Origin of the sequence: Enterobacter sp. SM3 (genome assembly GCF_009811935.2) — a bacterium.
Taxonomy (GTDB): Bacteria; Pseudomonadota; Gammaproteobacteria; order Enterobacterales; family Enterobacteriaceae; genus Enterobacter; species Enterobacter asburiae_D.
On sequence record NZ_CP099971.1, the window covers coordinates 4,486,713 to 4,500,806 of the forward strand.

The window sequence follows — 14,094 nt, forward strand, 5'->3', positions numbered from 1 at the left end:
CCCTCTCCCTCTGGGAGAGGGTTAGGGTGAGGGTGAAACTACCGCTTCTTACCCACCGCCCTTCTGCGCTTGTCCAAATCCTTAATCAGCTTGTTCACCCCGTCATCGGCAAACATCTTCTCAAGCGTTGTGGACAGCTTGCGACGCCAGTTCTTGTACTGATAGCTGGTGCCCGGGATGTTCACCGGCTCCGCCATATCAATCCAGTCTTCCGGCTGCAGGCCCAGCAGCGCGCTGTTGCTGTCGGCAATATAGCGCTGCAGGCCGCGATTGAGGGTAGCGGTCATCGACATCAACGACGCCTTATGCCCGGCACGTTTCGGCAGACAGCCCTGCTTGTGCAGCGCATCCAGCAGCCCCTGTTTCGAGAGCTCGCGATCCTGATACAGGCCGCGCAAAACCTCTTCATCAGGATACAGACCCAGCGTTTTGCCGAGCGTCAGATCGCCGCTTTCCCAATAGCCACGAAGCGTAGGAAGGTCATGCGTCGTCGCGACTGCCATTGACTGTTCAGGGTACGCTTTCGGCGCGCGGAAGGTTTTCTCATGGTCGTTTTCAAAATAGAGCACTTTATAGGAGTAGACGCCGCTGTCGCGGAGCTTGCTGACAATTTCCACCGGCACGGTACCGAGATCTTCACCGATCACCATGCACTGGTGGCGCTTACTTTCCAGCGCCAGGATCGACAGCAGATCGTCAACCGGGTACTGCACGTACGCCCCGTGATCGGCGGTTTCACCGTACGGGATCCACCACAGGCGCAGCACGGACATCACGTGGTCGATACGCAGCGCGCCGCAGTTCTGCATGTTGGCGCGCAGCAGGTCGATAAACGGCTCGTAGGCGCGCGCCGCCATGACGTGCGGATCCATCGGCGGCAGTCCCCAGTTCTGGCCGAGTGGGCCAAGGATATCCGGTGGTGCACCGACGGAGGCTTTCAGGCAGTAAAGCTCACGGTCGCACCAGGTTTCCGCGCCGCCTTCCGCCACGCCCACGGCCAGGTCACGATACAGGCCGATCGGCATCTTATAGCCCTGGCTCACCTGCCAGCAGGCGGCAAACTGGCTGTACGCCAGCCACTGCAGCCACAGGTAGAAGTCCACTTCATCGGCATATTTATTACAGAACGCTTTCACTTCAGGCGTGTCGACGGACTGATACGCGTCAGGCCAGACCGGCCAGCCCCAGCGCATTTCGTCCTCTTTCACCTGATACGCGTGCAGCGCATCAAACGCCGCCTGCCAGTACAGGCTCTCGCCCTCCTGCATCACAAACTGGCGGAACGCGGCCATCTGCTCGTCGTCACGCTGCGAAAAGCCTTTCCACGCCAGACGCAGCGCGGCCATTTTCAGCGCCGTGACGGTGGAATAGTCCACCCAGTCTGCATCGCGCGCCTGCTTCAGGGCCTGCTGCGTGGTGCTGAGTTTCCACCACGCCTGCGCCTCTTTGCTGTTTTTGAAGTCATCTAACGCGTTAACGTCGATATAAATCACGTTCAGCCAGCGACGGGACGACGGGCTGTACGGGCTGGCGCTCTCCGGGTTGGCCGGATAGAGCGCGTGGATCGGGTTGAGGCCGATAAACGCGCCACCGCGCTCGCCCACGGAAGCCAGCATCTTTTTCAGATCGCCAAAATCGCCGATGCCCCAGTTGCTGTCGGAGCGCAGGGTGTAGAGCTGCACGCAGGCGCCCCACAGCTTTTTGCCTTCGAGCAGCGCCTGCGGCTCGTAGCAGCGTTTTGGCGCGACGATCACCCGGCAATGGAAACGCAGGTCATTCTGGGTGAGCGTGAGGGTGTGATACCCCTCCGGCAGCTTCGCCGGAAGGTTTAACGTTTTGCCGCCGGTGGCGTGGCCTTTGTGCTGATGCCCCTCTTCGGTGGTAAGCAGCCAGCTAAACTCGCCGCGCCCCTCCACCGCCAGCGGCATCTTTTTGCCTGCGGTGAATACCTTCACGTTCGGCACCGGCGCAACCGACGCTTTCGCGTCGGCTTTGTGCATAGCGTCCAGCAAACGTCTTTTGGTGTCGGCGCCAATAGACTGCGGTTTGCCGTGAGCATTAATGTAACTGAGGCTGATCCCCGCCGCCTGCGCGGCGCTGTCCAGACGTTTACTCTCCATCGCGCTTCCTTAGCGTTTTGCCTGCCAGATACGGGCCTGATAATCACGGATTGAACGGTCAGAGCTGAACATACCGCAGCGGGCGGTGTTCAGAATGCACGCGCGGGTCCACGCTTCCTGGTCGCGATACAGCACATCGACCTGCTTTTGCGCTTCAACGTAGGCCGTGAAGTCCGCCATCACCAGATACGGGTCACCGCCGTGTTTGTCCATGCTGTGCAGCATCTGGTCAAACGCGTGCTTGTCGCCGTCGCTGTATTTACCGCTTTCCAGCTCTTTCAGCACCGCGTCCAGCACTTTGTCTTTCTTACGCCATTTCACCGGGTCGTAGCCTTTGGCCTTGATGGCTTTCACCTCTTCCACGGTATGGCCGAAGATGAAGATATTCTCTTCACCGACCTTCTCGGCGATTTCGACGTTGGCACCGTCGAGCGTACCGACGGTCAGCGCGCCGTTCAGCGCCAGCTTCATGTTGCCGGTACCGGACGCCTCTTTCCCTGCGGTCGAGATCTGCTCGGAGATATCCGCCGCCGGGATCAGCATTTCAGCCGCCGAGACGCAGTAGTCCGGCAGGAACACTACCTTCAGCTTGTCGCCCACCTTCGGATCGCTGTTGATCGCCGCCGCCACTTTATTGATGGCGAGGATAATGTTTTTCGCCAGGTAGTAGCCCGGCGCCGCTTTCGCACCGAACAGGAACACGCGCGGCACGCGGTCGGCCTGCGGGTTCTCGCGGATCTCTTTGTACAGCGCCAGAATGTGCAGCAGGTTGAGGTGCTGACGTTTGTACTCGTGCAGGCGTTTGATCTGGATATCGAAAATGGCATTCGGGTTGATCTCAATCCCGGTGCGCACTTTCACGAACTCCGCCAGGCGAACCTTGTTCTCCAGCTTGATCGCGCGGTACTGCTCGCGGAACTTCGCGTCGTCAGCCTGTTTTTCCAGGTTGATGAGCTGGTCCAGGTCGTTGGCCCACTCTTTCTTCAGGGTCTTGTCCAGCAGCCCTGCCAGCAGCGGGTTGCACTGCTTGATCCAGCGGCGCGGCGTGATGCCGTTGGTCACGTTGTGGAATTTGGTCGGCCACAGCTGGTGGTATTCCGGGAACAGATCTTTGACTACCAGATCCGAGTGCAGCGCCGCCACGCCGTTTACCGCAAAGCCGCTGACTACGCACATGTTCGCCATGCGCACCTGCTTGTCGTGAACCACCGCCAGCTTCGCCCAGACCGCTTTGTTGCCCGGCCAGGTTTTATCCACCAGGGTTTTAAACTGGTCGTTAATCTTGTTGATGATCTGCATGTGGCGCGGCAGCAGCGTTTTCACCAGCTTCTCATCCCAGCACTCGAGCGCTTCTGGCATCAGGGTGTGGTTGGTGTAGGCAAAGGTACGGCTGGTGATGGCCCAGGCGTCGTCCCAGCTCAGCTGATGCTCGTCGATCAGCACGCGCAGCAGTTCCGGGATGGCAATCGTCGGGTGCGTGTCGTTGAGCTGAATCACTTCGAAGTCCGGCAGCTGCGCCAGCTTGCGGCCCGCCAGGTGATGGCGACGCAGGATGTCCGCCACGGAGCAGGCACACTGGAAGTACTGCTGCATCAGGCGCAGCTTTTTACCCGCCAGGTGGTTGTCGTTCGGGTAGAGCACTTTGGTCAGCTTCTCGGCGTCGATGCCCTGCTGCTCGGCGCGCAGGAAATCGCCGTCGTTGAATTTGGTCAGGTTAAACGGATGCGCGTGCTTCGCCTGCCACAGACGCAGCGGCTGCGCCACGCCGTTACGGTAGCCAAGCACCGGCAGATCCCAGGCTTCACCGGTAATGGTGAACGCCGGTTCCCAGAGCCCCTGCTTTGTGACTTTCCCGCCAATGCCGACCTGCACATCCAGCTGCGTGTTGTGGCGGAACCACGGATAGGTATTGCGATGCCAGTCGTCCGGCGCTTCCATCTGATGGCCATCGGCAAACGACTGACGGAACAGGCCGTACTGATAGTTCAGACCATAGCCGATCGCCGACTGGCCGACGGTCGCCATAGAGTCCAGGAAACAGGCCGCCAGACGACCCAGACCGCCGTTGCCCAGCGCCGGGTCAATCTCTTCCTCCAGCAGGTCGGTCAGGTTAATGTTGTGTTCTTTCAGCACATCGCCGACGTCCTGATACCAGCCGAGGTTCAGCAGGTTGTTGCCGGTCAGGCGGCCAATCAGGAATTCCATCGAGATATAGTTCACGTGACGCTGGCCCTTAACAGGCTTCGCCACCGGTTGAGCATCCAGCTGTTCTGCGAGCGCACCGCTCACTGCCTGCCACCACTGGTGAGGCGTCATTTCGTTTGCAGCATGAAGGCCAAAACGCTGCCACTGACGCGTCAGGGCAGCCTGGAATTGAGCTTTGTTGAAGGTAGGCTGTGACATAGGGGATCGGCATCCTTTAGAAAGAAAACACAAGTTGGCGCTAGTGTGCCTGGCTCATTTCACCTCTTCCTCCTCCTGTGGGGGATTAGACAGGGAGGAGTAGCGGGGATGAGCAGAAAAGTGTGATCGAGGCCACTCTCAGAGCATAGTTCGAGTGTGCCCTGAAGATAAAAAAGTAACAGGGGAGAATGTCAAAGAAATGAAATGCAGTTTCGGGTGAAATTAATCCGCTCGGAAATAATTACTTACGTAGAATAATAATTTAGCCATCGGGTCACCTCTCAGGAGACTATTACTCTCACTCAACTTTACCCGGACTTTATTAAATTTGACGTCACTATACCTTTCTGAAACCAGTTTCAGCGCAGCGGTAATGTTTACAGACAAGCCAGCAGTGACGCGGCGTTAAGCCCCTTTCGAGAAAGTTCCAACATTTGTCTGAATGTTTTGTGACAGAGTGCAAATTCAGAACCACAAAACCCAGACATAACTTGCAATAGTTCTCTTTCTGTTCGACCTTATATCCTATTAATTACGAAGCGCAAAAAAAATAAAATCTCTCGTTCCCCACAGTGAAGTGAAACCTATGTTGATCCCGTCTAAATTAAGTCGCCCGGTTCGTCTTGACCATACAGTGGTCCGCGAGCGTCTGTTGGCTAAACTTTCCGGCGCGCATAATTTCCGACTGGCGCTGGTTACGAGCCCTGCAGGCTATGGAAAAACAACGCTCATTTCGCAATGGGCCGCGGGTAAGAGCGATCTTGGCTGGTACTCCCTCGACGAGGGCGATAACCAGCAAGAGCGTTTTGCCAGCTATCTGATTGCCGCCATACAGCAAGCCACCCATGGACACTGCGTCGCCAGTGAGGTGATGGTGCAAAAGCGCCAGTACGCCAGCCTGTCCTCCCTTTTCTCTCAGCTGTTTATCGAACTGGCCGAATGGCATCGCCCGCTTTACGTGGTGATTGATGATTACCATCTCATCACTAACCCAGTGATTCATGAATCGATGCGTTTCTTCCTGCGCCATCAGCCGGAAAACCTGACCTTAGTCGTGCTGTCACGCAACCTGCCTCAGCTGGGCATTGCCAACCTGCGCGTGCGCGATCAGCTTCTGGAAGTGGGCAGCCAGCAGCTGGCCTTTACCCACCAGGAAGCGAAACAGTTCTTTGACTGCCGCCTGACATCGCCCATTGAAGCCGCCGAAAGCAGCCGCCTGTGCGATGACGTTGCCGGCTGGGCCACGGCGCTGCAGCTTATCGCGCTCTCTGCCCGGCAAAACAACAGTCCGGCGCATCAGTCCGCGCGGCGTCTGGCGGGCATCAACGCCAGCCACCTTTCTGACTACCTCGTGGATGAGGTGCTGGACAGCGTCGATCCTTCGACGCGTAATTTCCTGCTGAAAAGCTCTCTGCTGCGTTCCATGAACGATGCGCTCATCGTGCGCGTCACCGGTTGTGAAAACGGTCAGCTACAGCTCGAAGAGATTGAACGTCAGGGCCTTTTCCTGACGCGCATGGACGATCCGGGCGAGTGGTTTAGCTATCACCCGCTGTTTGGCAGCTTCCTGCGCCAGCGCTGCCAGTGGGAACTGGCGGTTGAACTTCCGGAGATCCACCGAGCCGCTGCCGAAAGCTGGATGGCACAGGGCTTCCCGAGCGAGGCCATCCATCACGCGCTGGCCGCCGGTGATGCCAGCATGCTGCGCGATATCCTCCTCAACCATGCGTGGGGCCTGTTTAACCACAGCGAACTGACGCTGCTGGAAGAGTCTCTCAAAGCCCTGCCGTGGGAAAGCCTGCTGGAGAACCCGCGTCTGGTGCTGCTGCAGGCCTGGCTGATGCAGAGTCAGCATCGCTATAGCGAAGTTAACACCCTGCTGGCGCGCGCCGAGCAGGAGATGGAAAGCGAAATGGATACCACCCTGCACGGCGAGTTCAACGCGCTGCGCGCTCAGGTGGCCATTAACGACGGCGACCCGGAGGAAGCTGAACGGCTGGCGATGGTCGCGCTGGATGAACTGCCGCTGGCTAACTTCTACAGCCGCATCGTGGCGACCTCGGTACACGGCGAAGTGCTGCACTGCAAAGGCGACCTCACGCGTTCGCTTTCACTGATGCAGCAAACCGAACAGATGGCGCGTCGGCACGATGTCTGGCATTACGCGCTGTGGAGCCTGATCCAACAGAGCGAGATTTTATTTGCGCAGGGGTTCCTGCAGGCCGCCTGGGAAAACCAGGAAAAAGCGTTCCAGCTGATTCGTGAACAGCATCTGGAACAGCTGCCGATGCACGAGTTCCTGTTGCGTATTCGCGCTCAGCTGCTGTGGGCGTGGTCGCGTCTGGACGAGGCCGAAAGCTGCGCCCGCCAGGGTGTGGATGTCCTTTCCAGCTTCCAGCCTCAGCAGCAGCTGCAGTGTCTGGCGCTGCTGGTGCAGTGCTCGCTGGCGCGCGGCGATCTCGATAACGCCCGCAACCATCTTAACCGCCTGGAGAACCTGCTCGGTAACGGTCAATATCATAGCGACTGGGTCTCTAACGCCGATAAGGTCCGGGTGATTTACTGGCAGATGACCGGCGATAAAAAATCCGCCGCCAACTGGCTGCGTCAAACGCCAAAACCGGAATTTGCTAACAACCACTTCCTGCAGAGCCAGTGGCGCAACATTGCCCGCGCGCAGATCCTGCTCGGTGAACTTGAGCCCGCAGAGATTGTGCTGGAAGAGCTGAACGAGAATGCGCGCAGCCTGCGTCTGATGAGCGACCTGAACCGCAACCTGCTGCTGCTGAACCAGCTCTACTGGCAGGCGGGTCGTAAAAACGATGCCCAGCGCGTGCTGCTGGAAGCGCTGCAGCTGGCTAACCGCACCGGGTTTATCAGCCACTTTGTGATTGAAGGTGAAGTGATGGCGCAGCAGCTGCGTCAGCTTATTCAGCTCAATACACTGCCGGAGCTGGACCAGCATCGCGCCCAGCGCATTCTGCGCGAGATTAACCAGCATCATCGGCACAAGTTCGCGCACTTTGATGAGAACTTCGTTGAACGTCTGCTGAACCACCCGGAAGTGCCGGAGCTTATTCGCACCAGCCCGCTCACCCAGCGCGAATGGCAGGTTCTGGGGCTGATCTATTCAGGCTACAGCAACGAGCAGATTGCCGGCGAGCTGGCGGTGGCGGCGACCACCATCAAAACGCATATCCGCAATCTGTATCAGAAGCTGGGTGTGGCGCATCGACAGGATGCGGTGCAGCATGCGCAGCAATTGTTGAAGATGATGGGGTATGGGGTTTAGGTTTTGTGCGGCCTGATGCCCTCACCCCGGCCCTCTCCCACAGGGAGAGGGAGAACGGCTTTTCAACACAACTCTAACTGCAAATTATTATCTTTAATCACCTGCATCACGCCCGCCGGCGGCATCACGTCGGTATAGACCGCATCCACCATGCTGATGCTGCCCATGTTCACCATCGCGTTACGGCCAAACTTGGAATGATCCACCACCAGCATCACGTGGCGTGAGTTTTCAATAATCGCGCGCTTGGTGCGCACCTCGTGATAATCGAACTCCAGCAGCGAGCCGTCGCTGTCGATGCCGCTGATCCCCAGAATGCCGAAGTCGAGGCGGAACTGAGAGATGAAATCGAGGGTCGCTTCGCCGATAATCCCGCCGTCGCGGCTGCGCAGTTCGCCGCCCGCGAGGATGATGCGGAAATCGTCTTTCTGCATCAGGGTATTGGCCACGTTCAGGTTATTGGTGACCACGCGCAGGTTCTCGTGATCCAGCAGCGCATGGGCCACCGCTTCCGGCGTGGTGCCGATATCAATAAACAGCGTCGCCCCGTTCGGGATCTGGCTGGCGACCTTGCGGGCAATGCGCTCTTTCTCTGTCGTCTGCGTGGCTTTACGGTCGTGCCAGGAGGTGTTGACCGAACTGGACGGCAGCGCCGCCCCGCCGTGGTGGCGAAGAATGCGGTTCTGATCGGCCAGGTCGTTCAGGTCACGACGGATGGTTTGTGGGCTGACGGCAAACTGCTCCACCAGCTCTTCGGTGCTGACGTATCCCTGTTTTTTTACCAGTTCGATAATAGCGTCATGACGTTGTGTTTGTTTCATCAATTATCCCTGAGAATTATGTTCGTTTTCGCGCATGGAGCGTGTCGGCAAACGCCATCGCCAGCCCCACGGCCAGCCCGGCGACGTGTGCACCGTTGGCGATAGACATACCAAACAGATCAAACCATCCGGCAATTAGCCATATTAACGCAAAGGTTATTAATCCGCGTTGCAGATAGATGCCGCTTTCCGGATCGCGCTCCCCGCGAAGCCAGACATAGCCCATCAGGGCATACACGACGCCCGACAGCCCGCCGAACCACGGTCCGCTGAACTTGTGCTGCACATAGCCGCTCAGCAGGGCGCTGATAAGGGTGATAACGATCAGCTTGCCGCTGCCCAGACGCTTTTCAACGGCACCGCCGAGATACCACCACCAGAGCAGGTTAAAGAGGATATGCATCACCGAGAAGTGCATCAGCGCGTGGCTAAAGTAGCGCCAGACGTCAAACTCAAGAGACGAGTCATAGGGCCAGGCCAGAGCAATCATCACGCTCTGGTCGCCCACCACGTTCATAATAATGAAGACGATAATGCAGGCCGCCATCAGCAGCAGCGTAAACGGGCCTGCGCGCTCGCGGATGGTGGCAAGGAAGGGAAAACGGCTGTAGTGCAATCCGCTGCCGGTCTGCCCGGACTGCCAGCTGGCCGCCAGATAGCGCGGGTCGCCGGGGTTCTCAAGAAAACGCGCCAGCTCTTCGTTTACGCGCGCGGCCTGGCTCTCGTCGGCCAGCCAGACGTCGGTCTGGTTATGTTGCTGAATGGTCAGAATAACGCCCTGCGTCGCCATATAGTCGACAAACGCCTGGGCGACGCGCGGGTTGGTAAAAGAGGTGATCATCAACATGGGCAGCGGTCGCTTATTTCCACACAAAAGGGGACAGTATAGCGGGATCAGCGCTCAAAAGCGTATTCCACTTCTGCCGGGAAATGACGATGCCAGGCATCAAAGCCGCCGTCGACGCTGTACACCGCGTCGTAGCCCTGCTGAAGCAGATACTGCGCCGCACCTTTGCTGCTGTTGCCGTGGTAGCACATGACCATGACAGGCGTCTCGAAGTCGTTATCGCGCATAAACGCGCCCAGCGTGTCGTTGGTGAGATGGAACGCGCCCGGCGTGTGGCCCATCGCAAAACTCTGCGGATCGCGGATGTCCACCAGCACCGCTTTTCCCTGGTGCATCTTCTGGTGGGCTTCTTCTACGTTAATACATTCAAACTGATCCATGGTGTTCTCTTTACAGTGGTCAACGACAAGATTTTACCCCGTAGTGTACGTCCTGGCGGCGGGTAAACGCCATTATGTTATCCATATCACTCTAAATTGTTTTTTTGATGTTACCAAAAGCGCGTTCCTTTGCTATTATGAGCGATATCGAACATTTCTGAGCTTTAACGAAAGTGCATGAGGGTGTTATGGAAACCAAAGATCTGATTGTGATAGGCGGTGGCATCAACGGTGCCGGTATTGCGGTCGATGCCGCAGGACGCGGTTTATCCGTACTGATGCTGGAAGCTAACGATCTCGCCTGCGCGACGTCGTCCGCCAGCTCCAAACTGATTCACGGTGGCCTGCGCTACCTGGAACACTACGAATTCCGCCTGGTCAGTGAAGCGCTGGCCGAACGTGAAGTGCTGCTGAAAATGGCGCCGCATCTGGCTATTCCGATGCGCTTTCGCCTGCCCCATCGCCCGCATCTGCGTCCGGCGTGGATGATCCGAATTGGTCTGTTTATGTACGATCATCTGGGTAAACGCACCAGCCTCCCGGGTTCGAAAGGTTTGCGTTTTGGCTCAGAATCGGTCCTTAAGCCTGAAATCGTGCGCGGTTTCGAATATTCCGACTGCTGGGTGGACGATGCGCGTCTGGTGCTGGCGAATGCCCAGATGGTCGAGAAGAAAGGTGGCGAGGTTAAAACCCGTACCCGCGCGACCGCTGCCCGTCGTGAAAACGGCCTGTGGATTGTGGAAGCGGAAGACATCGATACCGGCGAGAAATTCAGCTGGAAAGCGCGCGGCCTGGTGAACGCCACCGGCCCGTGGGTTAAGCAGTTCTTCGACGACGGCATGCATCTGCCTTCGCCGTACGGCATTCGCCTGATCAAGGGCAGCCACATTGTGGTGCCGCGCGTGCATACGCAGAAGCAGGCCTACATTCTGCAGAACGAAGACAAGCGCATCGTGTTTGTGATCCCGTGGATGGACGAATTCTCGATTATCGGTACCACCGACGTGGAGTACAAAGGCGATCCGAAGAACGTCGAGATCGACGAGAGCGAAGTGAACTACCTGCTCAAAGTGTATAACGCACACTTTAAGAAACAGCTGTCACGCGATGACGTGGTCTGGACCTACTCCGGCGTGCGTCCGCTGTGCGATGACGAGTCTGATTCGCCGCAGGCGATTACCCGCGACTATACGCTCGATATTCACGACGTTGACGGTCAGGCGCCGCTGCTTTCCGTGTTTGGCGGCAAGCTGACCACCTACCGCAAGCTGGCCGAGCACGCGCTGGAAAAACTGGCGCCGTACTACAAAGGCATTGGCCCGGCATGGACCAAAGGCGCGGTACTGCCCGGCGGCGATATCGGCGATAACCGCGATGATTACGCCGCGAAGCTGCGCCGTCGCTTCCCGTTCATCACCGAAGGAATGGCGCGCCACTATGCCCGCACCTACGGCAGCAATACCGAGCTGTTCCTGGGCGATGCGAAGGACATTGCGGATCTGGGCGAGCATTTTGGCCACGAGCTATACGAAGCCGAGCTGCGCTACCTGGTTGAGCACGAGTGGGTTCGTCGTCTGGATGATGCTATCTGGCGTCGTACCAAAGAAGGGATGTGGCTCAACGCCGAGCAGCAGTCTCGCGTGGCGCAGTGGTTACTGCAAAATGCGGGAAAGCGTGAGCTGTCGCTGGCGTCGTGATGTAAAAAGCCGGGTGGCGGCTCCGCCTTACCCGGCCTACTCAATCCCGTAGGCCCGGTAAGCGCAGCGCCACCGGGCAATGTTTTTACAACCTCACCGGGTCAATATGCCAGATCGTCTCGGCATACTCCTTAATGGTCCTGTCAGACGAGAAATAGCCCATATTGGCGATGTTATACATCGCGGCGCTGGTCCACTTCTCCTGCTGACGATACAGTTCGTCCACCTTATCCTGACAGTCCACGTAGCTGCGATAATCCGCCAGCACCTGGTAGTGATCGCCAAAGTTAATCAGCGAATCCACCAGATCGCGATAGCGGCTTGGTTCATCCGGGCTAAACACGCCAGTCGCGATCTGCGTCAGCACCTGGCGTAACTCTTCATCCTCTTCGTAATATTGACGTGGCGAGTAGCCTTTCCTGCGCAGCGCCTCCACCTCTTCCGTCGTGTTACCGAAGATAAAGATATTTTCTTCGCCCACGTGCTCCAGCATCTCGACATTCGCCCCGTCAAGCGTACCAATGGTCAGCGCGCCGTTAAGGGCAAACTTCATGTTACTGGTGCCGGATGCTTCCGTACCCGCCGTAGAAATCTGCTCAGAGAGATCCGCCGCCGGGATGATCAGCTGTGCCAGGCTTACGCTGTAGTTCGGAATGAATACTACCTTCAGCTTGTCGCCAATATCCGGATCCTGGTTAACCACCTTCGCCACATCGTTGATGAGATGAATGATGTGCTTCGCCATGTAGTAGGCAGAGGCCGCCTTACCGGCAAAGATCTTCACGCGCGGTACCCATTCGGCCGTTGGATCGGCCTTGATACGGTTGTAATGGGTGATCACGTGCAGCACGTTCATCAGCTGACGCTTGTATTCGTGGATGCGTTTGATCTGAACGTCGAACAGCGCTTTCGGGTTTGCCACCACGTTGAGATGCATCGCCAGCCAGACCGCCAGACGCTTTTTGTTCAGCAGCTTGGCTTCGCGCACGGCTTTGTTCACCGTCGGGAAATCAATATGCTGTTCCAGCTCGCTCAGCTGGCTCAAATCGGTCCGCCAGGTACGGCCGATATTCTCGTCCAGCACCTCAGAGAGCGGCTGGTTGGCCAGCGCCAGCCAGCGGCGCGGCGTAACGCCGTTGGTCACGTTGCAGAACCGCGTAGGGAAGATCTTCGCGAAGTCCGCAAACAGCGACTGCACCATCAGGTTCGAGTGGAGCTCGGACACGCCGTTGACCTTGTGGCTGATGACGACCGCCAGCCAGGCCATGCGCACGCGGCGACCGTTTGATTCATCAATGATGGACGCGCGGCTCAGCAGCCCGGTATCGTTCGGGTACTGCTCCTGCAGCGTCTTGAGGAAGTAGTCGTTAATCTCAAAGATAATCTGCAGATGGCGCGGCAGGATTTTGCCGAGCATGTCCACCGGCCACGTTTCTAGCGCTTCACTCATCAGCGTGTGGTTGGTGTAGGAGAACACCTGACAGGTCACTTCAAACGCGTCATCCCAGCTGAACTTATGCTCGTCGATCAGCAGGCGCATCAGCTCCGGAATGGAAAGCACCGGGTGGGTGTCGTTGAGGTGAATCGCGGTTTTCTCCGCCAGGTTGGCGTAGGTTTTGTGCAGCTGATGGTGGCGGCTGAGGATATCCTGAATCGTCGAGGAGACGAGGAAATACTCCTGACGCAGGCGCAGCTCGCGGCCGGAGTAGGTCGAGTCGTCCGGGTACAGCACGCGGGACACGTTCTCAGAGTGGTTTTTATCTTCCACCGCCGCAAAGTAGTCACCCTGGTTGAATTTACCGAGGTTAATTTCGCTACTGGCCTGGGCGCTCCACAGGCGCAGCGTGTTGGTGGCATCGGTGTCATAGCCGGGGATAATCTGGTCGTAGGCCACGGCCAGGATCTCTTCCGTTTCTACCCAGCGGGATTTTTTGCCTTCCTGCTGGATACGCCCGCCAAAGCGCACCTTGTAGCGCGTATTGTGGCGCTTGAACTCCCACGGGTTGCCGTACTCCAGCCAGTAGTCCGGCGACTCTTTCTGGCGCCCGTCGACGATGTTCTGTTTGAACATACCGTAGTCGTAGCGAATACCGTAGCCGCGGCCCGGCAGCGCCAGCGTCGCCAGCGAGTCGAGGAAGCAGGCGGCGAGACGCCCCAGACCGCCGTTGCCGAGGCCCGGGTCGTTCTCTTCGTCGATCAGTTCTTCTAAATCTAGCCCCATCTTTTCCAGGGCGGTTTTGACGTCGTCATAAATGCCGAGCGACAACAGCGCGTTGGACAGCGTGCGGCCAATCAAAAATTCCATCGACAGGTAGTAAACCTGACGCGTTTCCTGCGAGAGCTGGGCGCGGTTTGAGCGCAGCCAGCGTTCCACTAAACGGTCACGCACCGCAAACAGGGTGGCGTTCAGCCACTCGTGCTTGTTGGCAATAACCGGATCTTTCCCGATGGTGAACATCAGCTTGTAGGCGATGGAGTGCTTTAACGCCTCAACGCTGAGCGTGGGTGAAGAGTAGCTAAATGGAGCGTTCATA

At 57.7% G+C, this 14,094-nt stretch carries 8 protein-coding genes; 2 read left to right on the plus strand and 6 right to left on the minus strand.

Going from position 1 to position 14,094, the window contains the following annotated elements; all coding sequences use genetic code 11:
* Nucleotides 1-38: 38 nt before the first annotated feature.
* Together malQ and malP are read right to left on the minus strand one after the other, a co-directional pair.
* Nucleotides 39-2,120 (minus strand): 4-alpha-glucanotransferase, encoded by a 2,082-nt coding sequence (gene malQ / locus GVO84_RS21140; RefSeq protein ID WP_159515060.1) that lies wholly within the window; start codon nt 2,118-2,120, stop codon nt 39-41.
* A 9-nt stretch (nt 2,121-2,129) separates the two neighbouring features.
* Nucleotides 2,130-4,523: a maltodextrin phosphorylase gene (gene malP, locus GVO84_RS21145; protein ID WP_121426132.1), complete on the minus strand. Its 2,394-nt coding sequence runs from the start codon at nt 4,521-4,523 to the stop codon at nt 2,130-2,132.
* Between the two features lie 586 nt (nt 4,524-5,109).
* On the opposite strand from malP, the gene malT reads away from it, so the two are divergent.
* The gene (gene malT, locus GVO84_RS21150; protein ID WP_159515061.1) at nt 5,110-7,815 is read left to right on the plus strand and encodes an HTH-type transcriptional regulator MalT; all 2,706 of its coding nucleotides are present in this window, start codon (nt 5,110-5,112) and stop codon (nt 7,813-7,815) included.
* A 62-nt stretch (nt 7,816-7,877) separates the two neighbouring features.
* Here malT and GVO84_RS21155 read toward each other — a convergent pair whose 3' ends face one another.
* Genes GVO84_RS21155 through glpE form a run of 3 tightly spaced genes read right to left on the minus strand, consistent with a single transcriptional unit; the run spans nt 7,878 to nt 9,863 of the window.
* Complete coding sequence (locus tag GVO84_RS21155; protein WP_159515062.1) at nt 7,878-8,636, minus strand: DeoR/GlpR family transcriptional regulator; 759 nt, start codon at nt 8,634-8,636, stop codon at nt 7,878-7,880.
* 16 nt (nt 8,637-8,652) lie between these two features.
* Nucleotides 8,653-9,483 carry a rhomboid family intramembrane serine protease GlpG gene (gene glpG / locus GVO84_RS21160; protein WP_159515063.1) on the minus strand — a complete coding sequence of 277 codons (831 nt, stop codon included), beginning with the start codon at nt 9,481-9,483 and terminating at the stop codon, nt 8,653-8,655.
* A 47-nt stretch (nt 9,484-9,530) separates the two neighbouring features.
* Entirely contained in the window at nt 9,531-9,863 is a 333-nt protein-coding gene (glpE, locus tag GVO84_RS21165; RefSeq protein WP_006177908.1) for a thiosulfate sulfurtransferase GlpE, read from the minus strand.
* A gap of 188 nt (nt 9,864-10,051) precedes the next feature.
* Between glpE and glpD the strand changes: the two genes are divergently transcribed.
* Nucleotides 10,052-11,560, plus strand: coding sequence for a glycerol-3-phosphate dehydrogenase (gene glpD / locus GVO84_RS21170; RefSeq protein ID WP_032662239.1), 1,509 nt, complete (start codon nt 10,052-10,054; stop codon nt 11,558-11,560).
* 85 nt (nt 11,561-11,645) lie between these two features.
* On the opposite strand, the gene glgP is transcribed toward glpD, so the two are convergent.
* Nucleotides 11,646-14,093, minus strand: a complete 2,448-nt coding sequence (glgP, locus tag GVO84_RS21175; RefSeq protein WP_159515064.1) for a glycogen phosphorylase — start codon at nt 14,091-14,093, stop codon at nt 11,646-11,648.
* Between the last annotated feature and the right edge of the window lies 1 nt (nt 14,094).

Excerpts from the sequence above, each read along its gene's own strand:
- malQ (WP_159515060.1), bottom strand. The coding sequence starts at position 2,120 with ATGGAGAGTAAACGTCTGGACAGCGCCGCGCAGGCGGCGGGGATCAGC.
- glpE (WP_006177908.1), bottom strand. The coding sequence starts at position 9,863 with ATGGATCAGTTTGAATGTATTAACGTAGAAGAAGCCCACCAGAAGATG.
- glpG (WP_159515063.1), bottom strand. The coding sequence starts at position 9,483 with ATGTTGATGATCACCTCTTTTACCAACCCGCGCGTCGCCCAGGCGTTT.
- malP (WP_121426132.1), bottom strand. The coding sequence starts at position 4,523 with ATGTCACAGCCTACCTTCAACAAAGCTCAATTCCAGGCTGCCCTGACG.
- glgP (WP_159515064.1), bottom strand. The coding sequence starts at position 14,093 with ATGAACGCTCCATTTAGCTACTCTTCACCCACGCTCAGCGTTGAGGCG.
- malT (WP_159515061.1), top strand. The coding sequence starts at position 5,110 with ATGTTGATCCCGTCTAAATTAAGTCGCCCGGTTCGTCTTGACCATACA.
- glpD (WP_032662239.1), top strand. The coding sequence starts at position 10,052 with ATGGAAACCAAAGATCTGATTGTGATAGGCGGTGGCATCAACGGTGCC.
- GVO84_RS21155 (WP_159515062.1), bottom strand. The coding sequence starts at position 8,636 with ATGAAACAAACACAACGTCATGACGCTATTATCGAACTGGTAAAAAAA.